At 61.4% G+C, this 25,379-nt stretch carries 23 protein-coding genes and 1 pseudogene; 12 read left to right on the top strand and 12 right to left on the bottom strand.

Annotated features, from left to right (window positions below; genetic code table 11):
- Window positions 1-11: 11 nt before the first annotated feature.
- The 7 genes from ACIP1G_RS15655 to ACIP1G_RS15625 all read right to left on the bottom strand — a co-directional run bounded on the left by ACIP1G_RS15655 (window position 12) and on the right by ACIP1G_RS15625 (window position 8,502).
- Window positions 12-1,172 (bottom strand): acyl-CoA dehydrogenase family protein, encoded by a 1,161-nt coding sequence (locus tag ACIP1G_RS15655; protein WP_400738579.1) that lies wholly within the window; start codon window positions 1,170-1,172, stop codon window positions 12-14.
- A gap of 32 nt (window positions 1,173-1,204) precedes the next feature.
- Window positions 1,205-1,999 carry an enoyl-CoA hydratase/isomerase family protein gene (locus ACIP1G_RS15650; RefSeq protein WP_400738576.1) on the bottom strand — a complete coding sequence of 265 codons (795 nt, stop codon included), beginning with the start codon at window positions 1,997-1,999 and terminating at the stop codon, window positions 1,205-1,207.
- A 420-nt stretch (window positions 2,000-2,419) separates the two neighbouring features.
- Window positions 2,420-3,826: an amino acid permease gene (locus ACIP1G_RS15645; protein ID WP_400738573.1), complete on the bottom strand. Its 1,407-nt coding sequence runs from the start codon at window positions 3,824-3,826 to the stop codon at window positions 2,420-2,422.
- Window positions 3,827-4,043: 217 nt separating this feature from the next.
- Window positions 4,044-6,296, bottom strand: coding sequence for an ATP-binding protein (locus tag ACIP1G_RS15640; protein WP_400738571.1), 2,253 nt, complete (start codon window positions 6,294-6,296; stop codon window positions 4,044-4,046).
- On the bottom strand, window positions 6,293-7,069 hold the full coding sequence (locus ACIP1G_RS15635; protein ID WP_400738568.1) for a substrate-binding periplasmic protein: 777 nt from the start codon (window positions 7,067-7,069) through the stop codon (window positions 6,293-6,295). The genes ACIP1G_RS15640 and ACIP1G_RS15635 overlap by 4 nt, the downstream gene beginning before the upstream one ends.
- The gene (locus tag ACIP1G_RS15630) at window positions 7,066-7,782 is read right to left on the bottom strand and encodes a response regulator (protein WP_400738566.1); all 717 of its coding nucleotides are present in this window, start codon (window positions 7,780-7,782) and stop codon (window positions 7,066-7,068) included. The genes ACIP1G_RS15635 and ACIP1G_RS15630 overlap by 4 nt, the downstream gene beginning before the upstream one ends.
- A 75-nt stretch (window positions 7,783-7,857) precedes the next feature.
- Window positions 7,858-8,502 (bottom strand): TetR family transcriptional regulator C-terminal domain-containing protein, encoded by a 645-nt coding sequence (locus ACIP1G_RS15625; protein WP_400738564.1) that lies wholly within the window; start codon window positions 8,500-8,502, stop codon window positions 7,858-7,860.
- A 116-nt stretch (window positions 8,503-8,618) separates the two neighbouring features.
- On the opposite strand from ACIP1G_RS15625, the gene ACIP1G_RS15620 reads away from it, so the two are divergent.
- On the top strand, window positions 8,619-9,365 hold the full coding sequence (locus tag ACIP1G_RS15620) for an enoyl-CoA hydratase (protein WP_400738561.1): 747 nt from the start codon (window positions 8,619-8,621) through the stop codon (window positions 9,363-9,365).
- Window positions 9,366-9,641: 276 nt separating this feature from the next.
- Here ACIP1G_RS15620 and ACIP1G_RS15615 read toward each other — a convergent pair whose 3' ends face one another.
- From ACIP1G_RS15615 to ACIP1G_RS15605, 3 genes are read right to left on the bottom strand one after another with little or no spacing between them, the layout of a single operon-like run.
- Complete coding sequence (locus tag ACIP1G_RS15615; protein ID WP_400738558.1) at window positions 9,642-10,697, bottom strand: lipocalin-like domain-containing protein; 1,056 nt, start codon at window positions 10,695-10,697, stop codon at window positions 9,642-9,644.
- Window positions 10,687-13,149: an FtsX-like permease family protein gene (locus ACIP1G_RS15610; RefSeq protein WP_400738555.1), complete on the bottom strand. Its 2,463-nt coding sequence runs from the start codon at window positions 13,147-13,149 to the stop codon at window positions 10,687-10,689. The genes ACIP1G_RS15615 and ACIP1G_RS15610 overlap by 11 nt, the downstream gene beginning before the upstream one ends.
- The gene (locus tag ACIP1G_RS15605) at window positions 13,146-13,814 is read right to left on the bottom strand and encodes an ABC transporter ATP-binding protein (RefSeq protein ID WP_400738552.1); all 669 of its coding nucleotides are present in this window, start codon (window positions 13,812-13,814) and stop codon (window positions 13,146-13,148) included. Before ACIP1G_RS15605 ends, ACIP1G_RS15610 begins: the two co-directional genes overlap by 4 nt.
- Before the next feature lie 329 nt (window positions 13,815-14,143).
- Here ACIP1G_RS15605 and ACIP1G_RS15600 point away from each other — a divergent pair.
- From ACIP1G_RS15600 to ACIP1G_RS15590, 3 genes and pseudogenes are all read left to right on the top strand, one after another.
- Window positions 14,144-14,359 (top strand): annotated as a pseudogene (locus tag ACIP1G_RS15600) (type VI secretion system baseplate subunit TssG); the annotation flags it as partial.
- A 10-nt stretch (window positions 14,360-14,369) separates the two neighbouring features.
- Window positions 14,370-14,747 (top strand): type VI secretion system baseplate subunit TssG, encoded by a 378-nt coding sequence (locus ACIP1G_RS15595; protein WP_400738734.1) that lies wholly within the window; start codon window positions 14,370-14,372, stop codon window positions 14,745-14,747.
- Entirely contained in the window at window positions 14,744-15,322 is a 579-nt protein-coding gene (locus ACIP1G_RS15590) for an FHA domain-containing protein (RefSeq protein ID WP_400738549.1), read from the top strand. The genes ACIP1G_RS15595 and ACIP1G_RS15590 overlap by 4 nt, the downstream gene beginning before the upstream one ends.
- A gap of 117 nt (window positions 15,323-15,439) precedes the next feature.
- On the opposite strand, the gene ACIP1G_RS15585 is transcribed toward ACIP1G_RS15590, so the two are convergent.
- Window positions 15,440-17,911 carry a DUF6531 domain-containing protein gene (locus ACIP1G_RS15585; RefSeq protein ID WP_400738547.1) on the bottom strand — a complete coding sequence of 824 codons (2,472 nt, stop codon included), beginning with the start codon at window positions 17,909-17,911 and terminating at the stop codon, window positions 15,440-15,442.
- 92 nt (window positions 17,912-18,003) lie between these two features.
- On the opposite strand from ACIP1G_RS15585, the gene ACIP1G_RS15580 reads away from it, so the two are divergent.
- The 8 genes from ACIP1G_RS15580 to ACIP1G_RS15545 all read left to right on the top strand — a co-directional run bounded on the left by ACIP1G_RS15580 (window position 18,004) and on the right by ACIP1G_RS15545 (window position 24,144).
- Window positions 18,004-18,609: a hypothetical protein gene (locus tag ACIP1G_RS15580; protein WP_400738544.1), complete on the top strand. Its 606-nt coding sequence runs from the start codon at window positions 18,004-18,006 to the stop codon at window positions 18,607-18,609.
- A gap of 129 nt (window positions 18,610-18,738) precedes the next feature.
- Window positions 18,739-19,719 carry an RHS repeat-associated core domain-containing protein gene (locus tag ACIP1G_RS15575; protein ID WP_400738541.1) on the top strand — a complete coding sequence of 327 codons (981 nt, stop codon included), beginning with the start codon at window positions 18,739-18,741 and terminating at the stop codon, window positions 19,717-19,719.
- The gene (locus ACIP1G_RS15570; RefSeq protein ID WP_400738538.1) at window positions 19,709-20,161 is read left to right on the top strand and encodes an SMI1/KNR4 family protein; all 453 of its coding nucleotides are present in this window, start codon (window positions 19,709-19,711) and stop codon (window positions 20,159-20,161) included. The genes ACIP1G_RS15575 and ACIP1G_RS15570 overlap by 11 nt, the downstream gene beginning before the upstream one ends.
- A 47-nt stretch (window positions 20,162-20,208) precedes the next feature.
- The gene (locus ACIP1G_RS15565) at window positions 20,209-20,733 is read left to right on the top strand and encodes a hypothetical protein (protein WP_400738536.1); all 525 of its coding nucleotides are present in this window, start codon (window positions 20,209-20,211) and stop codon (window positions 20,731-20,733) included.
- Window positions 20,734-20,796: 63 nt separating this feature from the next.
- Complete coding sequence (locus ACIP1G_RS15560) at window positions 20,797-21,060, top strand: PAAR domain-containing protein (protein WP_400738534.1); 264 nt, start codon at window positions 20,797-20,799, stop codon at window positions 21,058-21,060.
- 500 nt (window positions 21,061-21,560) lie between these two features.
- A complete protein-coding gene (locus ACIP1G_RS15555) occupies window positions 21,561-22,088 on the top strand; it encodes a hypothetical protein (RefSeq protein WP_400738532.1) in 528 nt (175 codons plus the stop codon).
- 25 nt (window positions 22,089-22,113) lie between these two features.
- Window positions 22,114-23,181: a Rieske 2Fe-2S domain-containing protein gene (locus ACIP1G_RS15550; protein ID WP_400738530.1), complete on the top strand. Its 1,068-nt coding sequence runs from the start codon at window positions 22,114-22,116 to the stop codon at window positions 23,179-23,181.
- A 12-nt stretch (window positions 23,182-23,193) separates the two neighbouring features.
- Window positions 23,194-24,144 (top strand): PDR/VanB family oxidoreductase, encoded by a 951-nt coding sequence (locus ACIP1G_RS15545; protein WP_400738529.1) that lies wholly within the window; start codon window positions 23,194-23,196, stop codon window positions 24,142-24,144.
- A 6-nt stretch (window positions 24,145-24,150) separates the two neighbouring features.
- Here the strand turns inward: ACIP1G_RS15545 and ACIP1G_RS15540 are convergent, their stop codons facing one another.
- Window positions 24,151-24,864 carry a GntR family transcriptional regulator gene (locus tag ACIP1G_RS15540; protein ID WP_400738526.1) on the bottom strand — a complete coding sequence of 238 codons (714 nt, stop codon included), beginning with the start codon at window positions 24,862-24,864 and terminating at the stop codon, window positions 24,151-24,153.
- Between the last annotated feature and the right edge of the window lie 515 nt (window positions 24,865-25,379).

Below are 25,379 nucleotides of genomic sequence, written 5' to 3'. Positions count from 1 at the left end.
TCTCCTGGCAATCAGCGCAGCAACGGGCGCAGCAGTTCGCGGGCGATGATGTGCCGCTGGATTTCCGAGGTGCCTTCCCAGATGCGCTCGATGCGCGCGTTGCGCCAGATGCGCTCGACCGGCCCTTCGTCCATCAGGCCCATGCCACCAAAGATCTGCACGGCTTCGTCGGCAACCTTGCCCAGCGTTTCGCTGGCGAACAGCTTGGCCATACCGGCTTCACCATCGGTCATGCTGCCCTGGTCCATCTTCCAGGCGGTGTGCAGGGTGAGCATTTCGGCGGCGCGAATTTGCGTGGCCATGTCGGCCAGCTTGAACGACACGCCCTGGTAGCTACCGATGGCCTGGCCGAACTGCTTGCGGTCGGCAGCCCATTGCAGCGACAGGTCGAGGGCCCGCTGGGCCTGGCCCACGCAGTTGGCGGCGACCATCACCCGGCCGGCGGTGAGCCAGGCGTTGGCCACCTCCCAGCCCTTGCCGACCTCGCCCAGCACCTTGCTGGCCGGTACCCGGCAGTCATCGAAGAACAGTTCGTAGGTGTGGTAGCCACGGTTGCTCACGCACTTGGGGCCACGGCGGATGGTCATGCCCGGCGTGCCACGGTCCACCAGGAAGGCGGTGACCGCATTGCGCTTGCGCCCGTTGTGCTCGTAGGTGTCGGTGACGGCGAAGACGATGGCGAAATCGGCGTGGCCGGCATGGCTGATGAAGTGCTTGCTGCCGTTGATGACAAAATCATCGCCCTGGCGCACGGCGCGGGTCTTGATGGCGTTGGCATCAGAGCCGGCCCCCGGTTCAGTGAGGGCGAAGCAGTCGACTTTCTCGCCTTGCACGCACGGCAGCAGGTAGTCGTTGACCTGCTCATCCTTGCAGGCCATGAGGATTTTCGACGGCCGCGCAACGAACACGTGCAAGGCCCAGGACACCTTGGACAGTTCGCGTTCGATCAGCGCCTGGGACAGGTAGTCCAGGCCGCCACCGCCGACTTCCTCGGGCATGTTGAAAGCATAGAACCCGGCGGCGATGGCTTTGCCGCGAATGTGCGCGGCGAGCTCCGGCGAAACGGCGTCGGCACGGTCCACCGCTTCCTCATGGGGCAGCAGCTCCTTGGCAACAAAGCTGCGTACCGCTTCCACCAACATTTCTTGTTCTTGGGTCAGTTGGAAATTCATCTGCGAAGGTCCTGGTGAGGGTCGGGTATCGGTTACTGGCCGGTGAAACGCGGTGCGCGGCGCTCTACCGAGGCTTGCAGCGCCTCGACGCCATCCTGGCTACGGCCGCACAGCAGGCCGGCCTGGCGTTCGGCTTCGAGTTGTTCGGCCAGGGTGCGCTGGGCGCCGTCGCGGATCAGCCGCTTGGTCTGCGCGTAGGCGAACGTCGGGCCGTTGGCCAGGCGCCCGGCCAGTTCGGCGGCCACCGCAGGCAGTTGCTCGTCGGCGCAGACTTCGCTGACAAGCCCGGCGGCCAATGCGCGTTCGGCGCCCCACAACTCATCAAGGAACAGCAGGCGCTTGGCCTGCTCGCTGCCGATCAGCCGTGGCAAGTGCCAGCTGGCACCGGCATCGGGGCTGTAGCCCATGCTGGTGTAACCGGCCTTGAAGCGCGCCGAGGCGGCGGCGATGCGCAAGTCGCAGCACAGGCTGAGGTCCATGCCACCGCCCACGGCGGTGCCGTTGATGGCGGCGATGGTGGGTTTGTCGAGGCTGTGCAGGCGCAACATCAGGGCATGGGCGGTTTCGGTCCAGCCGTAGCTTTCCAGGGTGCCCTGGGCTTCGGCCGCGGCCCATTCGGCCAGGTCGGCACCGGCGCAGAAACTGCGGCCGCTGCCGGTCAGCACCACCGCGCGCACAGCCGGGTTGGTGTTGCAGGTTTCGAGCAAGGCGTGCAGCTGCTTGAGGGTGGGGATATCCAGCGCGTTGCGCTGCTCGGGGCGATTGAGTGTGATCCAGGCAACGCCGGCTTCGACCTTGCTCAACAGTGACGACGACGGGGTGGTCATGGGGGGCCTCGGGGTTGTTGTGATGGTTATGGGGAGGGCTTGATGAGGGAGATACTAAACGAGTGTTCAACAAGGCGGGATGGGCTGTTACAACTTCGCACAACTCGGTCTTTGCTGTTACAGCGATGGTTTTCGTCGTGGCATTTTCGTTGCTTGTGAGATCGAGCGCCGCCCGCGCGGCGCTTCGCAGCACAAGGCTGCTCCTACATCTGTTTCTGGCCAGTTATTCCTGAGGCAAAGGCGCGCGGCCCCTTGGCGTCCACCTCGATATCGTGTTGGACCAACAAGGCGGTCGCGCGCGCTGGCACAGGCGTGACTGGCCCGAAACAAATGTAGGAGCAGCCTTGTGCTGCGAAGCGCCGCGCGGGCGGCGCTCGATTTCACAGGCGATAAACATGCAGCGACGAACACCTACCGGCATCAAAACCCAGGCGCACTCGGCGCAAAGGCCCCCTGCCTCCGACGGTTGACGAAGAAGTACGCCGCATAGCACAGCGCTATAAAGCCAAAGCCCCAGTACAGCGACGGCCGCTGCGTCTCATCCAGCGCCAGAAACACAAACAGCGAACTGCACAAGGTGATGCACAGCAGCGGCACCAGCGGGTACAGCGGCGCCCGGTACTTCAGGTCCTGCAGCTGCCCGCCATCACGCAGATAGGCCTTGCGGAAGCGGTACTGCGCCAGGGCGATGACGATCCAGGTCACGGTGCCAGACATGCCGCTCACCGCCATCAACACCATGAACAGGGTGTCGGCGGCCACGAAACTGGTCATCAGCGAGATCAGCGCAAAGCACAGGGTGATGCTCAGCGCCCGCAACGGCACGCCACGCTTGCTCAGCGGCGACAGGCTCTTGGGTGCCATGCCGCTCTTGGACATCGCCCAGAGAATGCGTGTGGACGCATACAGCCCGGAGTTGCCGACCGAGAGGATGGCGGTGAGGATGACGAAGTTCATCAGGTCGGCGGCGTAAGGGATGCCAACCATGTCGAACACCTGCACGAACGGGCTTTCCATCAGTCCGGCCTGCTCGTACGGCACGATGGCCGACAGCACGGCAATTGCCAGCACGTAGAAGATCAGCACGCGGAACACCACGTTGCGCACCGCCCGCGGAATGCTCTTTTCCGGGTGCTCGGTCTCGCCAGCGGCCACGCCCATGATTTCGCAGCCCTGGAAGGCATAGACCACGGTCATCATTACCGCGAACACCGCCGACAGGCCGTGGGGGAACAGCGACTCGCCCATCAGGTTGTTGAGCATCGGTGCCGGTGCGCCACTGCTCAGCGGGATGGCGCCGAAGATCACCAACAGGCCAATGACGATGAAACCAAGGATGGTCGCCACCTTGATGCCCGAGAACCAGTATTCGGCCTCGCCAAAGGCGCGGGTGGCCAGGGCATTGAGGCCGAACAGCACCACCACGAACAGCGCCGACCAGTACCAGATCGGCACCTCCGGGAACCAGCGGGTCATCAACATGCCGGCGGCGGTGAACTCCAGGCCCACGGTAGTAGCCCAGCTCATCCAGTACACCCAGCCGATCATGAAGCCGGTGGCCGGGCCGATGAACTTGGTGGCGTGAGCCTGGAACGAGCCGGACACCGGCATCTGCACCGACAGCTCGCCCAGGCAGACCATCACCAGGTACATCAGCAAGCCGGCCACCAGGTAGGCGAGGATCGCACCCACCGGGCCACCCTGGTTGATAGTCACGCCCGAGCCCATGAACAACCCGGTGCCGATTACCCCACCCAACGACAGCATGAAGATGTGCCGGCTTTTCAGGGCGCGGGTAAGCTGGATTTTCTCGTGGCTGTCAGTCATGGCGCACCTCGCCATTGCGGCCGGTGCAGGGCCACGCGGCGGCGCCACGCGGTGTGATGTAGAAGAGGGGCTGAGTGCTACGGCATGTCATTATTGTTGTCTCCAATAAGCCTCATGGACCGCGTGCAAGGCGGTTGCCATGGATTATTGGAAACGAATGTAAGGTGCCGTTGTACGAACGGATCGAAGATGTAAAAAGTCGTAAGTTTTTTGTACGTCAGCTCTGGATCAGCTGTTCCAGGGTAGTGCGGGCCTGGCCAAGCTGAGCGGTCAGCGGCTCGCCGAGGGCTTGCAACGCCTGTGCGTCATGCTGGCGGGCCGCTTCTTCCAGGCGACGTAACAATGCAGCCAGCCCGGCGAAACCCAGCGAATCGCAACTGCCGGCCAGGCGATGGGCCAGGTGCAGTACTTCGGTAAAGTCCTGGGCCGGCAGCGCCTCGGCCAGCGCCGCGGCGTGCTGCTCCAGCGATTGGCGCAACACTTTCAGCAAGCCTTGCAGCTTCTGCTCGCCCAGCAGCGAGCGGTGGGTATCCAGCAGTGACCAGTCCATGTTTGCGTCAGCCCCCGCCACTTCGCAAGGGGCCGACTCGGCCAACGCCTTGCGCAGGTTATCCAGGCGCAAGGGCTTGGCCAGCACCCCTTGCATGCCAGCCTCCAGATAACCCGGCACTTGCCCCGGTTGCACGCCGGCTGTCAGCGCCAGCATCCGGCTATGGCGGTTGGGCCCGGGCGTGGCACGCAGCTGCCGACACAATTCCACCCCACTCATGCCCGGCAGGTGCACGTCGAGCAGGATCAGGTTGAAACGCCGCTGTGCGCAGGCCTGCAAGGCCTGCCCCGCGTCTTCGGCAAAACTCACCCGGTGGCCTTCGCGCAGCAGTAACCCACCCGCCACTTCGCGGTTCAGCGCCACGTCCTCGACCACCAGGATGTCCAGGCTGGGCAGGGGCGACAGGGCCGGCGCACTAACCGGCACGGGCTGCCCACAAGCCACATCGAGCTCGAACCAGAAGCAACTGCCCTGCCCTTGCACACTGTCCAGGCCGATGCTACCGCCCAGCTTTTCCACCAAGTGCTTGCAGATCGCCAGGCCCAGGCCAGTGCCGCCATAGCGTCGTGCCACCGCCTCGCTGGCCTGGACGAAACGGTCGAAGATCCTCGCCTGCACGGCGGGCTCGATGCCAATGCCATTGTCACTGACCGAAAGCCGCAGGCGCTGCGAGTTCTCGCTACTGGTCAGCACCTGCACCTTGAGTTGTACCTGGCCGTGCTCGGTGAACTTGATGGCATTGGCCAGCAGGTTGCTCAGCACCTGACGCAGGTACTGCTCGGCACCGTGCTGGTAGCCGGCCAACTGCTCATCGAGCACCAATTGCAAGGTGTCGCCGTTGTCCATGGCCATGGGTTCAAGCAACGCCAGCACTTCCTGGCACAACTGCCGCAGAGAAAAGCCGACCAGCTCGGCGCGGCTCTCGCCCTCTTCAAGCCGGGCGAAATACAGCACTTCGTTGAGAATCGCCAGCAGCCCTTCGCCAGCCTTGTACAAGGCCTCGACCCGCTGGCGGTCAGCCGCCTCCAGCCGAGCGCCACGCAGCAGTTCGGCCATGCCGAGGATGCCGTTGAGCGGTGTGCGCAGTTCATGGCTCATGGTTGCCAGGAAGCGTGACTTGGCCAGGTTGGCGGCTTCGGCCTCGTCCTTGGCCCGGGCCAGGCTGGCCGTGCGCCGCTCGACCATGGCCTGCAGTTCGTCGCGCTTGTCCTGCAGGACCAGGCGGTCGCGTTCGCGGCGTTCAATGTCGCTGAGGATGGCACGGCGCATGTCGTCCAGGGCATTCGCCACCGTGTCGATTTCATCAGGGCGCGCCGCACGGCGGCGACCCAGGTGCAGTGGTTCCTGCCAATGGCCGGCGCCAATACGGCGGGCGAACTCGGCCATCACTTGCAGGTGGCGGGTGACCAAGCGATAGAACAGTCCCGACAGCGCTACCGCCAGGCCACACAGGAACACGCCCATCCACAGCAGGCTGGCCAGGCCGGTGGCGTACAGCCGCCGGTGCACCGCCCCCAGGTCGATGCTCACTTCCAGTTCGCCCAAGTGCCTGGCCGGCCCCGAGGGTGGTTGGTAGTCGAGGGGGAAACGCTCGATGCGCAGCGGCCCTTTGGGTTCGGCCTCACCGCGCATCAGCTGGAAATCGTCGCTCACCAAACGCACCCGGGCCACGTCGGAAAAGTCCACCAGACCGCGCAGCTGCACATCCAGCTGCGCCTCGTCCAGGTCCCACAGGCTGCGCTCCAGGCTGGCCAGGTAACCGGCACGGATCAATGCCATGCGCGCCTCGATGTCACGCATCTCGCGGCGGTATTCAAAGTACAGCTGCACCGAGCTGGCCAGCACGGTGAAGCACAGGCTGAACAGCAGGATGAACCGCAGCAGGCGGCGTAGCAGGCCATCGGTGTGCAGGCGGATCATCGGGCATCCGCCGGCAGGTTGACCATGTCGCGGTAGGTGACTTCGCTCTGTTCCAGCCAGCGCTCGATCTCGCCCGCCTGGTTCATGCGCCGCAGTTGCTCGTCGATCTCGTCCATGCGCTGGCTCAGGGGTGATTGCCGCGAAACCGCAACGCGCAGGTAGTCCACGCTCAGTGCCGTGGGGAATACGCGGATGTCCTGCGCCCCGGGCAGGTGCTCGATGAACAGCTGGCCGGTGCGCCGCTCCTGGATCACGTAGTCGATGCGCCCGCGGATCAGCTTGCCAAAGTTCTGCTGGCTGGAAGACACCCGCTCGATGTTCTGGTGGCGGGCAAGAAAGCGGTCGAACTCGGCACCGTAGCTTTCACCGTACAGCAGGCCGCCGCGATAACTGGCCAGGTCTTCCAGCTGCTGGAATTGCACGGGCCGCAAGCGGTTGTAGAACACTGCCACTTCCTCGCGCAGCACCGGCACCGTGGAAAAGCGCATGCGCTGGTCGCGCTGGTCACTGTTGTAGGCCAGCACCACGTCTACTCGCCCGGCGGCGGCGTCCATCAGGCAGCGCTTCCAGTTACCCAGCACTATGGTTTGCACCGGGTAGCCCATGCGGGCGAACAGCTCGCGCACTACGGTCGGGGCCACACCACGCACCTGGTGGCCGTCGCTCCAGGAAATCGGCGGGTACACCGGGTAGTCGCAGTAGCGCACCGGCTCTGTGGCACTGGCCTGCGCAGCGAGCAACGACAGGGCCAGTACCCAGGAGCCAGGGCTCATGCTGCCACGCTGGCAGTAAACAGGTAACCGGTGCCGTGAATGGTGATGATCAGTTGTGGCTCGGCAGGGTCGTCATGCAGTTTGCGCCGCAGGCGGCCGACCAACACGTCGATGGAGCGATCGTTGGGCACCCATTCGCGATTGCGGATCTGGTCCATCAACTGGTCGCGGCTGAGGGTGTGGCCACTGTTGCGCAAGAACACGCTGAGCAACTGGAACTCGCCATGGGTCAGCAGCGTTTGCCCGCCTCGGGCGTCGATCAGGCGCCGGCGGTCGGTGTCCAGCGCCCAGTCGGCAAACTGCTTCAGCGATTGCGCGCAGGCCGGGGCCGGGTGCACTTCGCGGGCATGGCGCACGCGGCGGATCAGGTTTTTGGCGCGCGATACCAGCTCACGGGGGTTAAGCGGTTTGATCACGTAGTCGTCGGCACCGCATTCCAGGCCAACGATGCGGTCGATGTCGTCGTTGCGCCCGGTGATGAGGATGATGCCGACCTCTGAACGCACCCGCAGCTCGCGGGTCAGGGTGAGGCCATCCTTGCCCGGCAGGCGGATGTCCAGCAACACCAGGTCGACATCCTGGCTGCCGAGCAGGGCTTCGGCCCTTTCTGCGGTGTCGGCACAGTGCACGTCATAGCCTTCCTGGGACAGATAGGCCTGCAGCAAGTCACGAATAAGCGGATCGTCATCGACGATCAATACCCGAGGCGTCATTGCGTGTCGTCTCTTTTTTTATTGGTGTTGTTCTACACACTCGCGACAGCAGCGTACTCGTTACTGAACGGGCGATCAACAGCCCCCCGGCAGGCTGAAGCGCCACCGACCACCGGCCTGCAGGCCGTCGACCCAGGCCTCGCAGATAATCACGCCCTGCTCGGGGGTGAAGGTGCCGGGGTTGAGCCCCGACTCCAGCCACAGGCCGTCGAGCAAGGCGCTCAGGCTGATAGCCGCCAGGTCGGCATCGAAACCCTGCCAGCCCTCTTCTTCAGCCAGCTTTGCCAGTAGCCGGCTGAGTTCGTTGCGGTATTCGCCGTAGGAGTGGTCATGCACCTGGTTGATCGCGTCGGCGGTTTTCACCGCGCCCCAGAACGCCAGCCAGGCATCGAGCAATTGCGGGTCGAGCAACTCGCTGCAGAATGAGGCGCGAAAGAACGCCGACAGCCGTTCGCGGGCATTGGGCGCGGCCTGGGCCATGGCCTCGCGCAGCAAGCCCATCACCCGGCCGGTGACGGCCATGTAGGCTTCGGCCACCAGTTCGTCCTTACCTGCGTAGTGATGGCTGATCAGCCCGACCGAAACCCCGGCCTCGGCCGAGATCTTGCGAATTGAAGCCCCCTGGAAACCATGGCGCTTGAGGCACACCAGGGTCGCCTCGACCAGGTTGGCTTTGCGCAATTCCGGCAGCATGCGGTGGTAGCGGGCTTCCTGATTCATCGGCGGGTCTCTGGTAATAGGCTGGGCTGAACGACTGTACAACAAGCCGGACCGCGTGATAAACCCTATGCGCCAATGCCCGCCTGGGCCCGACCACAACAACAAAAGCGGCTGCCATGAACGACCTGATCACACGCGACCTGGACCAGGGCTTGCTGACCCTGGCCTTCAACCGCCCCGACAAGCTCAATGCCCTGAATACCGCCATGTACCAACAGCTGGGTGACCTGCTGCTGGCGGCGGGTGAAGACCCTGATGTCGACGCCATCATCATCACCGGTGGGCCGCACTGCTTTACCGCGGGCAATGACCTGCGCGATTTCCTCGACAACCCGCCCAGCGACCTCGACAGCCCGGTGTTCCGCCTGATGCGGGTGGTCATGGGCCTGGACAAGCCACTGATCGCTGCGGTCAGTGGTGCTGCGATCGGCATTGGTGCCACCTTGCTCTTGCATTGTGACCAGGTGCTGGTAAGCCGCTCAAGCAAACTGCGCATGCCCTTTGCGCCATTGGGCGTATGCCCGGAGTTTGGCTCCAGCCTGTTGCTGCCGCGCTTGCTCGGCCAAGCCCGTGCCGCCAGCTTGCTGCTGGGCAACGCGTTGCTTGATGGTGAACAGGCGGTGGCCTGGGGGCTGGCCAATGAAGTGCATGAGGATGGCGAACAGTGCCTGGCTGCGGCCCGGCGGCTAGCGCGGCAACTGCAAGGGTATCCGCAGGCGGCGCTGCGGATCAGCAAGCGCTTGCTCAGGGACAGCCAGCGGGCCGAGCTGGAGGCCACGGTGGCGCGGGAAAGCCGGTTGTTCATCGAGTGCTTGCGTACCGAGGAAGCGCGCGCGGTATTGCGCTCATTGATCAAGGATTGACCGGGCTGACGCGGGCTGCTGCTGGATCAATTGACTTGCTCAAAATCTGAAAGCTTGCGCAATCTTAGTGGGAGCGGGCGTGCCCGCTCCCCCAGGGCTGCACATGACTTGATGTCAAAGCGGCCCCCTTGTAGGAGCGGCCTTGTGTCGCGATAGGGGTGCAAAGCGCCCCCAAGATCTTCGCATTGCCGCAACATTGCCGGGGCCGCTTTGCGGCCCTATCGCGACGCAAGGCCGCTCCTACAAGGGACCGCGTCATGGCCGAAATCCAAGGTGCTAGTAGCCGGTCATCTCCAGATACCCACGCCCACCCGCACTCCCGCTCAAGCGCACCGGCCCCTCCCAATAGGGAAACCGCGTCTGCATCCACGCCTGCGACTCCACGGCCTCAACCTGCACATCCACCCCATGCCCAGGCACCTGAACCCGCCACCGCGTCGGCACCTGCTTGCCGTTGTTCTGCCGCGCCCAGGCCAGCGCCTGCAGCTGGATCTGCCCCCCTTGCAACGCCACCACCTCACCCTGCGGCCCAACCCAGGTCCCAGCGCGGTAGGCCTCCCCCTGCGCCTCGCGTACCTGGAACAGCATCAGCTTGGCGCCATTGTCCAAGTGCAGGGAAAACCAGTCCCAGCCCGTCTGCCCGGCCGCCAGCGGCTGGCTGCTCCATTCACGGTCCAGCCAGGCCTGCCCAGTGACCGCGATGCACTGGCCACCACGCTGCACGTCACCCTGCACACGGTAGAACGGCTGGCTGTAATAGTACGAAGCCTGGCCCTTGCCGGACTTCTCGCTGTAGCCCCGATCCCCATGCAGCACCAGCGGCCGATCGCTATACAAGTGCAAGTCGTAGCGGAAACCTTCAGCACCCGCCGCCATTTGCAGGTTGTCGATACCGTCCCTGCCCTGCAGCGACCAGTCATTGATCCACGCCCGAAACGGCTGGGCCTGCACCCCGGCCTGGCCGATACCACCACGCGCCAGGGTTTCAGCAGACTGATGCCCCCCCGGGCCAGTCAACGCCGCGTGCCCCATCCACAGGTTCGGGCTGCTCCAGTCGTCAGTTTCCGGGCCAGGGCGCAAGGCCGAGCGGAACAGCGTCCACTGCGCGCCCCAGTCGCGACCTTGGGCATCCTTGAGGTTGGCGGTGACATACCACCACTCAATACGAAAGCCATCGTGGGGGCCGTGGTCACGCGGGAAAGCAAGGCGAAGGTCGCGGGTCACCTGGCTGAACTCGCCCGCCTGCCGCCCGAGCCCGGCATAGCTCTGCGGTGCCGGCTGATCACAGCCGCACAGCAACCCGCAGAGCAACAGCCAGGCGTTACGCTTCATCGGCAAACGGCCTCAACAGTTCGCGCGGCTGGCGACGTGCCAGTTGCCATAGGGGCCAGGCGCTGGCCAACAGGCTGGTGAGCATACCCAGCACAGCCAGTTGCAGTAACTGCATGGGGAACAGGTGCAGCGGCAAACGCCAGCCGAACGCCTGCACGTTCACCACCGCGACCAGGCACCAGGCCAGCAACAGCCCCAGCGGGATCGCCAGCAATACGGTGAGGCTGCTCAGCATGAGTGTCTGGCCAAGGCTCAACCAGACCAGATGTGCGCGCCGCACGCCCAGCGCCCACAGTGGCGCCAACTGACCCAACCGGGCCTGGCCCAGCGTCAGCAGGTTGATGAACAGCGCCACACCGGCCACGCCAAGAGTGAGGCTATTGAGCGCGGCGGTGGCGGCGAAGGTGCGGTTGAACACGTCAGTCGACCAGCGTTTCAGCCGTGCCTGCTCGACCACGCGGCTGTCGTCCAGGTTGTAGCGCTGTTGCAACTCAGCCTTGAGGGTCGGCCCTTGTTCAACAAGCAAGTCGACGCTCAGGCCCGTCAACGCTGCCTCTGGCCAACGGTCACGCAGCCAGTTGGCATTGACCAGTACATGCCCCTTGGGGTTGCCGTAATCGGCGTAGATGCCTACAACGGCCATGGTTGACGACGCGTTGGCAGGCAACTTCAGGCGATCGCCCAGTTGCAGCTTCAGCCGCCTGGCCAGCTGTTCACTGAGCATCACCGCCTGGCCGCTGGCCAATTGCTCCCAGGCCTGCTGTTGCTGCGCCAATAATGGCCAGCGCGTGCGATAGACAGGGTGGTCGACGATGCCTTGAACCTGCACCGGCCAGCCCTGCAGCTGTGTTTCCACACGCCAGCCAGGCAGCACCACGCGGACTGCCGGTTGCTGCCCGAGCCACTCGGCTATCTGTAAGCCTTGGGCAGCATCGCGTGGGGTGACGTACAGGTCGGCGGACAGGCGCTGGTCAAGCCAGCCGACAAAGGTCTTGCGAAAACCCTCGGTCATGCTGCCCACGCCAACACTGGCGACCAGCGCCAGCAACAGGGCCATCAGCGCCAGGCTCAAGGCCGGCAGCTGCTGGCGGCTGTCAGCAACGAACCATTGTGATAACGGCCGCCGGCAACGACGCGCCAGCCAGGCCAACACCCGGTCGAGCAAAGCCGGCAACAACAGCGCCGCCGCCAGCAGCAGCGCTGCCAGCATGGCGAAAGCGCTGGGCAGGCTATCCCCGAGCACGCCACAGCCCAAAGCCAGCAACAGCAACAGGCCCGCCACTGAAGCCTGACGCTTCAACCACGGCCCCTGCGCCAATCGCCAGGCCTGGGGCTGCGCCAACGCCAGCAATGGCAACCGTGCTGCCCGCAGTACACTGCTCAGCCCTGCCACCAATGCACCGAGTACGCTCACCAGCACACCCCACAACCACCACCACGCAGGCAAGCTCAGCGTACCCGCGACCTGTGCGCCATAAAGGCCACGCAGGCTGGCGGCGACATCGGGCAACAACCACGCCGCCAACCCATAACCACTGGCCACCCCGGCGAGCCCACCCAGCACCGCGAACAGGCCCAGTTCTAGGACCAGGGCACACAGCAGGGTGTTCAGGCTGACGCCACAGGCGCGCAGGTTACGGATCAGCCCACGCCGCTGCTCCAGCGCCAGGCCGATCGCGGCATGGGCGATGAACAGGCCGACGACGAACGCCAGTAGGCCAAGGGCAGTGAGGTTGAGGTGGAAACTGTCGGTCAGGCGCTGTAATCCACCATCGTCTTGCTGAGGTTGCAGTTCAAGGTAGGGCGCGACATCTGTGGGCAGAGTCCCCAATGCACTGGCCACCAGCAGTCGTGACAACTGCCCAGGCGCGCGCAACAGCGCCTGGGCGTGGCCGATATCGACCACGATCACCCCAGGTGCCAGCGCTGGCTGCACGAGCAAAGGCGGTAGCAGCTGGCCTTCGCTGTCGCGTGCCGGCTGCCCAGGTTCTACATTCAACAGACGCAAGGTGTCTGGCCCAACGCAGGCTTGCCCGGGTGTGCCGATGAAAGCTTGCAGGTCGAACGTTTGTGGCTGCACACCGGCAATACTGCTGGCCGGCGGCAGGCTCAACGGATCTATGCCGATCAGCCGCACGCTGCGCGCAGGCTCGCCTGGCAGGCGCAAGCGCCCTTCCAGCACCGGCGACACCGCCCAGCCCTGCCTGCGCAGTTGCACGTACAGCGCCTGGTCGAAGCGCTCGCCATGGCGCGGCAGCAGTTGCGCCTGTAGCGGCCCGGCCAGTACCGCACTGGCCCGGGCATAGTCGCTACGGGCCTGGCTGTTCAGCGCTTGCACGCCAGTCCATAGCGCCGTGGCCAGCCACAGGCCGGTGAAGATGCTGAAACATTGCATACGATGGCGGCGCCAATGGCTGAGCAGCGCCAACAGGGCCAGCGACAGAAGTTTCACGAACCCAGCTCGCGCTGCACGCGGCCGGCCTGCAGGTAACAACGCTGCTGCAAGCGCGCTGCCAGTCGGGGGCTGTGGGTCACCATCAGTACACCGCTGCCGGCCTCGGCGACCAGTTGCAGCAGCAAGCTCAGCACCTCGTCGCTGCTGGCTTCATCAAGGCTGCCGGTGGGTTCGTCGGCCAGCAGCCAGGCCGGGCGCCCGGCCAGTGCGCGGCCGATGGCGACGCGTTGCTGCTGACCGCCTGATAGCTGTTCCGGGTAACGCGAAAGCAGGTTTGCCAACCCCAGGCGCTCTGCCAGGTAAACCGCCCAGTGCGGGTCATGCCGCCCAGCGAGGCGGGCCTGGAACGTAAGGTTCTGGCCAACGTCCAGGCTGCTGATCAGGTTGTACTGCTGGAACACCAAGCCAATCTCCTCCCGCCGCCACAGGGCCAGCGATGCTTCCGAGCGGCTGTCGAGCGGAACGTCGTCGATCAGGATACGGCCGCTGTCGGCACGGTCCAGGCCGGCCACCAGGTGCAGCAAGGTGCTCTTGCCACTGCCTGACTCGCCCATCAGGGCCAGGCTGCTGCCGCGTGACAGGCGCAAGTCGACGCCTTGCAACACCGGGAGTGGGCCTTGGGGGGTGGGGAATGATTTGTGGAGGTTTTCGATGACCAGCATCGAGGGGCCTTGGTGGGTTGGGTGTTCCTTTAGGAATAGCAGGTTCGGGCAAGCACACCTGAATATTCATTTTATTTTCGTAATGAACAAGCGGTCGTCTTTGGTGGCCTGGCGTACTGTTTCATTGTCAAAAAAACACTTTCAACTCATAGATAGTATGTATGGGATCGCACAAGACGTGTAATAGCCAACCACCATTAAAGGAAACTTCCTACAGATAAATCCTTAACTTACGCCCGTTAACTTTTTGAAATGAAATCAAGGAGTAAATTCAAAACCATCCATCTAGGATCAGCATCTATTTCGTTGCTCCGGCAAGAGGTTCAGCCATGGAAAACCCAGACGATCAGCTCGCGGATGGCAAGGTGGACATTGCTTTAAAAGACGCCCATCGGTACAACTACTTTCAATTGATTGAATTACTGTACCTATTGCACGGCGATGACCTGGAGCAACGCCCGCCAGCTCGCGAGACGCGCCGCCGTGTACGCCTGGAAGTGTCCCCAAAACTGTCTTTCCCGGTTGCCGACGTGCTACGGGCCGACAGGCTGGGTGATGAAGCGCACCGTGCTGATTCCGCAGTCTCAACGCAACGGCTTGGGCTCGCGCAACTGCGCGCTCAACGACAACTTTCTGGTGGGCGGCAGCACCGAGTCACGCAGCAGCAAGTTCACCATCGTGATTGCGGGCCTGGACCAGCAGCAGTTCCGTGAATTCCTTCCCAGTGGTGACAACTACCAGCGCCTGGCCCGGCTAGTGGAGTTTCTGCTTCGCGATGTCGGGGCCTATGACCTGGAGTTGCGCATGCGTGCCGAAGAAGCGCCGCCCTTCAGCCTCCGGGCCGAGCATGGCACTCACCTGGGCTGGACCAGCTTCATGGCTGACCGCAAAGACCCCACACCTCCCCCTGTTCGCATCATGGTACGCGCATGAGTACAAATGTTCCCTCCCTCGGCCTCACCCTATCCGTCCTGAACCCGGAAACACTGCTGCATGGCAGCGAGCCGCAGCACCGCTTCGATAAAGCAGGCGGCACACTTGGCACTCAAGCAACCTGGCGGCTACACGATCGCGAAGCCCGGATCCTGCCAGTGCATTGCGAAGTCCGCTGGCATGAAGGCCATTTCTGCATCATTGACCACAGCGGCGAGAGCTTCATGAACGGCAGTGACACAGCACTTCCATCAGGCACGCCTATCCGCCTCAGGCACAACGACAGGCTGCGAATCGGCGACTATCAGATTGCCATTCGCCTGTGCGACGAGGGCGAAGCCGAAGAAAAGCCGGAGCTTCACTCATACAATAATCCGCTTTCAGCCCTGCAGGCCACACAGCGCCTATGTCCGCTCCAAGTACTCGGTCCCCCGACTACCGATGCATTGAATCTGTTCCAAACCCCAGAACCCGAGCGTACGGATGAACTTGATCCCCAAGCCTACCTGGACAAGGTTTCGCAATCCCGCATTGACCCTTCCATCGCTGAGATCTTCGGCAGGGAGATGCGATGAACAAGCCCATCGGTGTAGTTCTGGCCTGCCTGGCACTGAGCGGCTGCACTACGATCAGCAAGGCGTACCAGGTGGTCATGGACCCGACGCTCCCTATCGGCGGGCCCAACAATGACATCAGCCATGTAGGGCTGAGTCTGTATGCGGCGGATCCACCTGCTGTCGCCAGCTCAGCGCACACGCCCCTGGGAGAAGCCTCTGCACTACCCGGTGATTCGGCTCGGCTGTGCGGCCGATCTCTCGATGCAGATCATCACGCTCGTAGCTGATCAATTCCTGGTCATCGAGTTTGAGCGCCAGCAGGTGGCCGCTGCCATAAGTCAGCCAGCTGACCCGATGCCCATCGGGGCGTGTGGTGGCGATGCGTTGGTTGAGGGCATCGTACTCATGCTTGAACACGGCAACCTGTGGCTTGGCGAGATAATCCAGCCACTGGTATTCGCGCGTATTGTTGCCCGCGGCATCGTAGAACCATTGCAGCCTGCAGGCGCCATTGTTGGCAGCAAGCAGGTTGCCATTGCCGTCATAGGCAAAGGTCTCTATCTCCCACTTGTCACCGCCACGGCGTGCAGCCTTGCGCTGGATGAGGCGGCCCATCGGGTCGTATTCAAAGTGTGTGGTCCTGTCGCCATCCACACGGCGGGTGGGCAAGTTGCTGCCGTTGTCGTACAGGTAGTGCGTGGTTTCCTTATCGAAGCCCGTTTCCTTGAGCAGTCGGCCAACGGGGTCATACCTGAAGCTGGCTTCGCTGTTGTTTTCGTTGCGCAGGCGCTCGAGCTGGCCGAGCTTGTCCCAATGGTAAGTGAGGGTGGTGTCGTTGGCGTTGAGGCGCTGATAAATCAACCCAGCTTCGTTGTAGGTCCACCGGGTGCGTCGGTGCAGGGCATCGGTGTGGCTGAGCAGGCGGCCTTCGGCGTCGCGCTCGAAGCGTTCGGTGGTCTTGTCCGGATGGACCAGCAGCACCAGTTGGCCAGCCTCGTATTGGTACTCGGTGACTTCGCCAGCGGCGTTGATTAGTTTGACCAACTGACCTGACGAATCGTATTTCCACTGTGTGGTCTTGCCCGAGCAATCGGTATAGCTGGTCAGTCGTCCCTCCCGGTTGTACGCCAGCTTCTTTTCTCCGCCGTTGGCGTCGGTAATGCCGATGGGCAAGTTATCGCTGTTGTAGGTGAAGAGGGTTTTGTTCTCCAGTGGATCCTGGGTTTCGATGATATTGCCGCGCTGATCGTAGTCGTATCTCCAAAGCCCACCTTCGGCATCGCGGGTCTTGAAGCACTGGCCCAGATCATCGTACGCATGGTGAACGGACGTACCATCAGCGCGGGTATGCTGCAGCAAGTTGCCGCGTTCGTCGTAGGCGAACTGCTCCGCGCTGCCGTCGGTATGGATATGTTGAACTACGTTCTTGGCATCATCGCGGTAGAACCACTCTTCATTTCCGTCCGGGTATACGATGCGGTAGGTGAAGCCGAGGATGTCGTAGTAGTACCAGGTTTCCTGCTCCTGAGCGTTGGTTACATAGGTCAGCCGGATGTTCTTGTCCCATTCCAGTCGAGTCTCGAAGCTTCCGTCGTCGCCCCATTCCCGTATGGCTTTCGCCGTGGGGCCGTCACCGTCCCACTCCAGATTGAAACCGCGCCCGGTTTGGTCCGTGTAGTGCGTAATGAGGTGACGGTGGTAGGTATAGCGCCATTGCGCAGCGTGTTCGTCGCGTGCGCTGATCAAATCACCCTCGGCATCCTGCTCGTAGGCGGCCAGTTGGCGTTGCGCAAGACCATCCGCCATCATCCAGACCGAACAGATCAGGCCGTTTCCGCCGTACTCAAGGTGGAGATGGTGCTGCTGGCGATCTTCCTGGTAAGTGAGCAGGTCCGATAGCAGTGGTTTGTTGTTGTGAATGTGCTCGTAGTGCAGGTTCAGCCTTGCGCCGTTGCGATGCTGGATGGAGGTCAGACGGTACGTACCTCCTTGCTTTTGAAAATGCTCTTGGGTGTCATGGCCGCGGGCAACGATCAGCTCGTTGTCCGAGGCTCGAATGAGTAAGACATCTTCGACGGCATCGTAGTGATGTTTGCCAACGTTCAGGTTTGGATACTGATGGCTCCTGCCTTCAGAGTCCTGGTAGGCAAGACCTCCGTCATCAGTGCACTCCAGGAAGATCGTGTAGGGCGTGATCCACCTTGCGCCGAATGGCCCAGTGTCCAATGCGGCCAGGCTGGAACGATAGGTCCGTGCCCACTCGATCGGGAAGCATCCAGGCAATGAGAAGTCTGTATGTGTGAAGGACTCACTTCCCGTCGCAAAGCTGATGTTTGCGCCAGTACCGGCCGCTGCAAGGTTTCGGCAGTTGGGGTCTTTAACGGGGGGGCGCTCGGTGCCACGGGTTGTCAGGCCGTTCTGCTGTTGCGTGTGTTGAGCTTGGCTAGGCTTATTGCTGTGCGATGTCGCGGCTATTGCACTTCGGCGTTTTCGATTTTTGAGCGCATTAGTTAACGACATTACCAGGTAGCCAATGCTCCCGACTTTTCCCGCGTCTGCCATGCCCAATATCTTGGCTGAAGCATTGAGACCGATCTGGTCGGCCAAATTCGCGGCTTGCCGAAAACAAAGACTGCAAGCTGCAGTGGTTCTATGACCTGGCGGGCAACAATACCCGCGAGCACCAGCACTTCAAGTACATGCAGCAGCCGAAGGTCGCCGTGTTCACCCACGAATATGACGCCCTCAACCTGCGGGTTGCCACCACGCGGCCCGATGGCCATCGGGTCAGCTGGCTCACCTATGGCAGCGGGCACCTGCTTGGTTTGAAATTCGACGACCACGAGCTGCTCAACTATCAACGTGATGACCTGCACCGGGAGATTGGCCGCGAGCAAGGCAATGGCCTGATCCAGCGTCAAACCTGGACCGCGAATGGCCAGCTACTCGAACAGACTTTGGCACACCGTGGCGCCACCAAGCGTATCGCGGCTCGCAATTATCGATACGACGAAAGCGGCCAGCTGACCCACATCAATGACCTGAACCGCGGTGACACGTACTACCGTTACGACCCGGTGGGCCGGCTGCTCGAAGCCACCCAAAACTACAACAAGGAGACATTTGCCTTCGACCCGGCGAGTAACCTGTTGGACCCCGAAGCACCGCCAGGGCCTAACCCGCACTCACCGCGCAGGATCAGCGACAATGTGCTGCTCAGCTATTGCGGCACACAGTACCGATACGACGAGCGCGGCAACCTGCTGGAGCGGATCGAGAACGGCAAGACCGACCACTTCGTTTGAGATCTGTACAACCGCCTGCGGCGTTACGAAGACGACCGGTTAGTTGTCAGTTTTGCCTATGACGCATTAGGCCGCCGCCTCTACAAGAATTCACGCTCCAAGTATCTGGACCGCCCGCAAGCAGGACCGATGTGGAACGAGAATGCTCGGCGTCAGCGCGATGAGGAGCTGGGGTGTGGCTTTACGTGGTTCACGTGGGATGGCGATACGCTTGCCACGGAGTGTCGTGATCAGGAAGAACGGGGTGGCAGCACCACTCATTACGTGTTTGAGCCGGGGACGTTCGTGCCTGTAGCCCAGGCCGTGACCAACACTGTCTTGGACCTTCTGGCGCAGCCTCAGTATGGCGACCATTACAGCATTGACCGGGATCCGGTCTGGCTGCACATGCCAAAGCCAGAACCGATTAGTGAATTTGCGTGGTACCAATGTGATCAATTGGGTACCCCCATGGAGCTTACGGACGCAGCGGGAAAAATCTCATGGAGCGGAGCCTTTAAAGCTTGGGGGCAACTTGACAAAAAATCCAAGAGCGAAGCACAACAGAGAGGAATTAATAACCCACTACGATTCCAAGGACAGTATCACGACATCGAAACCGGGCTACACTACAACAGACACCGTTACTACGATCCACGCATAACTAGGTTTATTGGGAAAGACCCTATTGGGTTCACCGGCTCAATTAACCTATATCATTACACACCAAATCCGGTCACATGGATCGACCCCCTCGGACTAAAAAAATGTCCGTGTGATCCGTGCGATGTAGCATCTCATGGTAACCAACCATCTCCAAGACCCGGCGGAAAACAGTCGCACCACATCATTCAGAACGCCTGGGCAACGGAGAACATCCCAGGCTATGCCAAAGGAGGAAAGCAAACTGCACCATCTATACTGTTAACTGCATCCCCTCAACACGCCATCGTAACCACTAGACAGAACGCAAGGAGGGATGAACGACTATTAGCAGGCGAGGCACGGTGGGGAACTTCACTAACTGATGAGTTTAATAATGCCTATAGAGATCTAGGCGCAGCCGGAATCAGTGAACGCTGTAAGCGCAAGGCAATCAAACAGGCCTACAGGTATTTTCATGAAGAATAAATTGAACATAAACAACACAATCAAGGCAATCACATCACAATGGCAGGCGCAGCCGGGCGCTCTCCTTCGTGAAATTGACGACCTTGAAAAATCCATTCATAAAAAACTTCCGAACGATTACAGATCGTTCTTACAATGGTCAAACGGAGGCAACTGCAAGTTCAGCAACATTTACATTGACCTATGGCCAGCAGGCCTCGTCGAAAAACTTAACCAAGAATACCAAATCTCCAAATATCTAGGAGTTAGCTATGTCGGCATAGGTACAGACGGCGGTTCTATATGCATTGCATTAGACTACACAAGTACCCAACCCCAAATATGCACTTTCGACTTAGGAGACATCGACCTCTCCAGAGTAAACCAAATAGGGAAAACTTTTTCGGAAACAATAGATATGGCCATCGCGGGGTCACTAACAGAATTGAACGTTTACCAATAAGATGAAGTCCAATTTCGCGCATACTGCCCCTGGAAGGATAAAAAATAATGGACATCAACATCTTCATAAAGCTTAACGAACTCATCAACCTCAATAAAGAGCTAATAAAGATCACCAACCTGACGCTTTACGGAGCATGCAGCCCTGAAGCCAGCTACCAAAAACTCTCTACAGACAATGATCACTCCTGGATAACAGCTTCAAAGTTAGATCTGCTACTTGGAGACAAATCAAGCGACTCACAAATCCTAGGCATCCAACAATCAGAAGTATTAAGAGAACAGCGCATAAATTTCGTAACAATACAATACGGAGGTGAAGATGAGTTCTCAATCGGAGCAAGTCGTTACAGCGCGGCCCCTTCCCCAACATCTAGGGTAGTCAACAAAGAGTTAAGAAAATTACTCAAGCAATTAGCGCACGCCAGAGTTAAGACTTGCAACGGAGACATCATTGAAAATCACTTCTGGACGGATGATGCTCTTGCCTGCGGGAAGCAATGGCACCGCTTCTTAATGACCGGAATTCACCAGAAAAGGAACAGTGAAGAAGGCTACAGGCCCGCATATTAAAATGACGCCAAACCGCCAACGCTCAAGCGGCTACCACACCAACTTTCGAATGGGTAAATTATTGTGAAAGTTATCATAAGACTTGGAGACACAACCGATCATGGGGGCACAGTTCTTACCTCTATACCTCATACCAATCTCAACGGCAAACCAATGGCCGGCAAGGGCAACATGGTCTTCTGCCCCCTATGCAAAGGTGAGTTCCCCATCATTGAGGGCAGTGACACCTACCGCGTCAACGGCGTGCCCGTCGCGCTCGACGGTATGAAGACTGCATGCGGGGCAAGCTTGATCGCCAGCGCATCACACGGCAGTGTTCATCGCTGAGTCAATGACGATACGTGGAGCAGGCGATCAACAGATACTCTTGCAATATCTGTTGCCGCCGCTCCCGATGTAATTCCTGATCGCCCAATTCGCCAACATCGCGCCCCGCCACTTTCGCATGCGGCGTCAGCTGCCCTGGTGGACCCCCTGGGCAGTCATGGGCGTGTTCTGTACCGGCGTCTACGTGTACTTCGCCATAAAGCTCAACGGTATTACCCAGCAGGTATTGGCCTCATTGCAGACAATGCTGCAGCAATAACTTCGGCCACGCCGAACTGACTTGAATCAACAGTCACTGTGCCCGTGGGCACAGCAACTACGACTTTGCCTTTTACAAGCGTAAACCTGCACTTTCAGAAGTTTCCTACAGCACCTGTCGAACTTACTTCGACGACCCGGAATGGATTCCTCGCTACGGTCTTTAGTGCACTTACGCCGCGCGCCTTGCAATGCATTCGGCGCCATGAACCTGCCCGATGGGATGACCCGCAGGAGTTTGCATGAGCAACTTGAATGATGTGCGCTTTACCTTCAGTACACCTGCCGATGAGGCAATTTCATTTGATGTCGTGTCGTTCGAACTGACCTGCGCGGCCTTTTTATGGGCGCAACTGTTTTGCTCAAAATCTAAAGGCTTACGCAATCTTTGTGGGAGCGGGCGTGCCCGCGAACACCGGCAAAGCCGGTGCCAGCCGCCGCGTCGCCTGATTCGCGGGCGCGCCCGCTCCCACAAAGATTGCGCATGGCAGAGGTCGATGCGATCGAGCTGGGGCCTTGTTGCCAGCAGCCCCGGCAATTTATGCGTCTGCGCGGGCCCTGGGGCTGCTGCGCAGCCCTATCGCGACCCAAGGACGCTCCTACAGGGGCCGGGCTTGCTTTGGAGTCGATTTCGGTCAGGTGGGGCGCTATCAGCAGCGCCAGCATCAATGGATCCACAAAAATCCGATAATCGCACAAAACCCGCAGATATCAGATCATTCGTGTTGACCAAGCTCACCCGTCACGGCTCTAATGGATCCATTAAATAAAAACAAAACCCCGGAGCCTCCCCCCATGTACCCCAAAAACACCTGGTACGTCGCCTGCACCCCCGACGAGATCGCCACCAAGCCCCTGGGCCGGCAGATCTGCGGGGAAAAGATCGTGTTCTACCGTGGCCACGAGAACCGTGTAGCGGCCGTCGAGGACTTTTGCCCGCACCGTGGCGCGCCGTTGTCACTGGGCTATGTCGAGGACGGCAACCTGGTGTGTGGCTACCACGGCCTGGTCATGGGTTACGACGGCAAGACTGTGTCGATGCCAGGCCAGCGGGTACGCGGCTTTCCGTGCAACAAGACCTTTGCTGCGGTGGAGCGCTATGGCTTCATCTGGGTCTGGCCCGGCGACCAGGCGCAGGCCGACCCGGCGCTGATCCCGCACCTGGAATGGGCGGTGAATGACGAGTGGGCCTACGGCGGCGGGCTGTTCCACATTGGCTGCGACTACCGCCTGATGATCGACAACCTGATGGACCTGACCCACGAAACCTACGTGCACGCCTCCAGCATCGGCCAGAAGGAAATCGACGAAGCGCCGCCAGTCACCACCGTCACGGGCGACGAAGTGGTCACCGCCCGGCACATGGAAAACATCATGGCCCCGCCCTTCTGGCGCATGGCCCTGCGTGGCAATGGCCTGGCCGACGATGTGCCGGTGGACCGCTGGCAGATCTGCCGCTTCACCCCACCCAGCCATGTGCTGATCGAAGTGGGCGTGGCGCATGCCGGCAAGGGGGGCTACCACGCCGAGGCGCAGCACAAGGCGTCGAGCATTGTGGTCGACTTCATCACCCCGGAGAGCGACACCTCGATCTGGTACTTCTGGGGCATGGCGCGCAATTTCGCGGCGCAGGATCAGACGCTGACCGACAACATTCGTGAGGGCCAAGGCAAGATTTTCAGCGAAGACCTGGAAATGCTTGAACGCCAGCAGCAAAACCTGCTGGCCTACCCCGAGCGCAACCTGCTGAAGCTGAACATCGATGCTGGCGGCGTGCAGTCGCGCAAGGTGCTGGAACGGATCACCGCCAAAGAGCGTGCGCCGCAGCCGCAACTGATCGCCACCAGCGCCACCCCTGCCTGAGGAACCGCCAACATGATCGATGCCGTAGTGGTATCCCGTAACGATGAAGCGCAGGGCATCTGCAGTTTCGAACTGGCAGCGGCGGATGGCAGCCTGCTGCCGGCGTTCAGCGCCGGCGCACATATCGACGTGCACCTGCCCGTTGGGCTGGTGCGCCAGTATTCGCTGTGCAACCACCCCGAAGAGCGCCACCGCTATTTGATTGGAGTGCTCAATGACCCGGCGTCGCGGGGTGGCTCACGCAGCCTGCACGAGCAGGTGCAGGCCGGCGCACGGCTACGTATCAGCGCGCCGCGCAACCTGTTCCCGCTGGCTGAGGGGGCGCGGCGCAGTGTGTTGTTCGCCGGGGGCATCGGCATTACCCCGATCCTGTGCATGGCCGAGCAGCTGTCCCAGAATGGCGGGGATTTCGAGCTGCACTACTGTGCCCGCTCCAGTGAGCGTGCGGCCTTTGTCGAGCGTATTCGCAACGCGCCCTTCGCTGATCGCCTGTCCGTACATTTTGACGAGCAGCCGGAAACCGCTTTGGACATTGCGCGGGTGCTGGGCAACCCGCAAGACGATGTGCACCTGTACGTATGCGGGCCCGGTGGGTTCATGCAGCATGTGCTGGACAGCGCCAAGGAGCTGGGCTGGCAGGAGGCCTGCCTGCACCGCGAGTACTTTGCGGCGGTGGCGGTGGATGCCAGCAACGACGGCAGTTTCTCGGTGCAGGTCGGCAGCACGGGCCAGGTGTTCGAGGTGCCGGCCGACCGCACAGTGGTGCAGGTGCTGGAACAGAACGGCATCGACATCGCCATGTCCTGTGAGCAAGGTATCTGCGGCACTTGCCTGACGCGCGTGCTGCAGGGTACGCCGGACCATCGCGACATGTTCCTTACCGAAGAGGAGCAAGCCCTGAACGATCAGTTCACACCCTGCTGCTCGCGCTCGAAGACGCCCTTGCTGGTGCTGGATATCTGAACCGGCTTACGACGAGGGCAGGATGACCTTCATGCTCGCGTCTGCCGTTGCCCCGCCGAAAGTCTCGGCATAGCGCAAGGTAGCATTGGCGTGCTCGCGCATGATCGCTTCGGCGCGGGCACCCTGGCGGTTGACCAGGGCATCGAACACCGCGTGGTGCTGCATGTGGGCGAAGTTGAAGCGCCGGTATTCGCGGGCCAGGTTATGGCGGTCCACGGCCAGTGCGGTGACCGAGGCGAAAGGCAGGTGATCGTTGCGTGCCAGGGCATCGGCGATGGCCGGGTTGTGGCTGGCTTCGATGATCACCTGGTGGAAGCGCATGTTGAGGTCGTGGTAGGCCTCTAAATCTTCTTCGGTCACGAAGCCCTTGTCGAACAGCTGGTCGCCATCGACCAGGCACTGTTGCAGGGCCGCGCGTGCTTGCGCGGACAAGCCGCGCTCGGCGGCCTGGCGAGCGGCCAACCCCTCCAGCACACCGCGCACCTCGACCGCGCCAGCGATGTCATCGGCACTGACCGAACGCACCTGGAAACCCCGGCCACCAAAGCGCACCAGCAGGCCTTCCTGCTCAAGGGTGCGAAACGCCATGCGTACTGGCATGCGTGAGACGCCGAACAGTTCGGCGGTGGGGACTTCCATCAAGCGCTCGCCGGCCGCCAGCTCGCCCGAGGCGATCATCTTGCGCAACGCGACCAACACCATTTGACCGGGCTTGCTCATCCAGGCAACTTCCAGAGACAGGAGCGCGCATCTTAGCGCAAGGCGGGGGGTTGCTGCTGGCCTGTTGGGGTTGGCTGGTTTGTAGGAGCGGGTTTACCCGCGAAAGGGCCATACCTGCCGCCAATTCCTACCGGCCGTGCAGCGTTGCCGCCGCCACCGCATTCGCGGGTAAACCCGCTCCTACATTGATCGGGGGTGCACACACATCGGTGGCTCGGCACAGCCCGTCGTAGGAGCGGGTTTACCCGCGAAGAGGCCGGGCCTGCCGGCCAATTTCCACCGGCCGATCACCATTGCCGCCGCCACCGCATTCGCGGCGGTTCGACGCCTCGATGAACCCGCTCCTACATTGATCGGTAGTGCACACACATCGGTGGCTCGGCACAGCCCGTCGTAGGAGCGGGTTTACCCGCGAAGAGGCCGGGCCTGCCGGCCAATTTCCACCGGCCGATCACCATTGCCGCCGCCACCGCATTCGCGGCGGTTCGACGCCTCGATGAACCCGCTCCTACATT

The sequence above is a fragment of the Pseudomonas sp. NPDC089392 genome, assembly GCF_044749595.1.
Classification (GTDB): domain Bacteria; phylum Pseudomonadota; class Gammaproteobacteria; order Pseudomonadales; family Pseudomonadaceae; genus Aquipseudomonas.
The sequence above is the reverse complement of the archived record's forward strand: the minus strand, read 5'-3'. Positions and strand labels throughout refer to the sequence as shown.

What these genes read in the sequence shown, in the direction of transcription:
- ACIP1G_RS15655 (WP_400738579.1), bottom strand. Translation starts at nt 1,172, where the DNA reads ATGAATTTCCAACTGACCCAAGAACAAGAAATGTTGGTGGAAGCGGTA.
- ACIP1G_RS15650 (WP_400738576.1), bottom strand. Translation starts at nt 1,999, where the DNA reads ATGACCACCCCGTCGTCGTCACTGTTGAGCAAGGTCGAAGCCGGCGTT.
- ACIP1G_RS15645 (WP_400738573.1), bottom strand. Translation starts at nt 3,826, where the DNA reads ATGACTGACAGCCACGAGAAAATCCAGCTTACCCGCGCCCTGAAAAGC.
- ACIP1G_RS15640 (WP_400738571.1), bottom strand. Translation starts at nt 6,296, where the DNA reads ATGATCCGCCTGCACACCGATGGCCTGCTACGCCGCCTGCTGCGGTTC.
- ACIP1G_RS15635 (WP_400738568.1), bottom strand. Translation starts at nt 7,069, where the DNA reads ATGAGCCCTGGCTCCTGGGTACTGGCCCTGTCGTTGCTCGCTGCGCAG.
- ACIP1G_RS15630 (WP_400738566.1), bottom strand. Translation starts at nt 7,782, where the DNA reads ATGACGCCTCGGGTATTGATCGTCGATGACGATCCGCTTATTCGTGAC.
- ACIP1G_RS15625 (WP_400738564.1), bottom strand. Translation starts at nt 8,502, where the DNA reads ATGAATCAGGAAGCCCGCTACCACCGCATGCTGCCGGAATTGCGCAAA.
- ACIP1G_RS15620 (WP_400738561.1), top strand. Translation starts at nt 8,619, where the DNA reads ATGAACGACCTGATCACACGCGACCTGGACCAGGGCTTGCTGACCCTG.
- ACIP1G_RS15615 (WP_400738558.1), bottom strand. Translation starts at nt 10,697, where the DNA reads ATGAAGCGTAACGCCTGGCTGTTGCTCTGCGGGTTGCTGTGCGGCTGT.
- ACIP1G_RS15605 (WP_400738552.1), bottom strand. Translation starts at nt 13,814, where the DNA reads ATGCTGGTCATCGAAAACCTCCACAAATCATTCCCCACCCCCCAAGGC.
- ACIP1G_RS15595 (WP_400738734.1), top strand. Translation starts at nt 14,370, where the DNA reads ATGAAGCGCACCGTGCTGATTCCGCAGTCTCAACGCAACGGCTTGGGC.
- ACIP1G_RS15590 (WP_400738549.1), top strand. Translation starts at nt 14,744, where the DNA reads ATGAGTACAAATGTTCCCTCCCTCGGCCTCACCCTATCCGTCCTGAAC.
- ACIP1G_RS15580 (WP_400738544.1), top strand. Translation starts at nt 18,004, where the DNA reads ATGCAGCAGCCGAAGGTCGCCGTGTTCACCCACGAATATGACGCCCTC.
- ACIP1G_RS15575 (WP_400738541.1), top strand. Translation starts at nt 18,739, where the DNA reads ATGTGGAACGAGAATGCTCGGCGTCAGCGCGATGAGGAGCTGGGGTGT.
- ACIP1G_RS15570 (WP_400738538.1), top strand. Translation starts at nt 19,709, where the DNA reads ATGAAGAATAAATTGAACATAAACAACACAATCAAGGCAATCACATCA.
- ACIP1G_RS15565 (WP_400738536.1), top strand. Translation starts at nt 20,209, where the DNA reads ATGGACATCAACATCTTCATAAAGCTTAACGAACTCATCAACCTCAAT.
- ACIP1G_RS15555 (WP_400738532.1), top strand. Translation starts at nt 21,561, where the DNA reads ATGAGCAACTTGAATGATGTGCGCTTTACCTTCAGTACACCTGCCGAT.
- ACIP1G_RS15550 (WP_400738530.1), top strand. Translation starts at nt 22,114, where the DNA reads ATGTACCCCAAAAACACCTGGTACGTCGCCTGCACCCCCGACGAGATC.
- ACIP1G_RS15545 (WP_400738529.1), top strand. Translation starts at nt 23,194, where the DNA reads ATGATCGATGCCGTAGTGGTATCCCGTAACGATGAAGCGCAGGGCATC.
- ACIP1G_RS15540 (WP_400738526.1), bottom strand. Translation starts at nt 24,864, where the DNA reads ATGAGCAAGCCCGGTCAAATGGTGTTGGTCGCGTTGCGCAAGATGATC.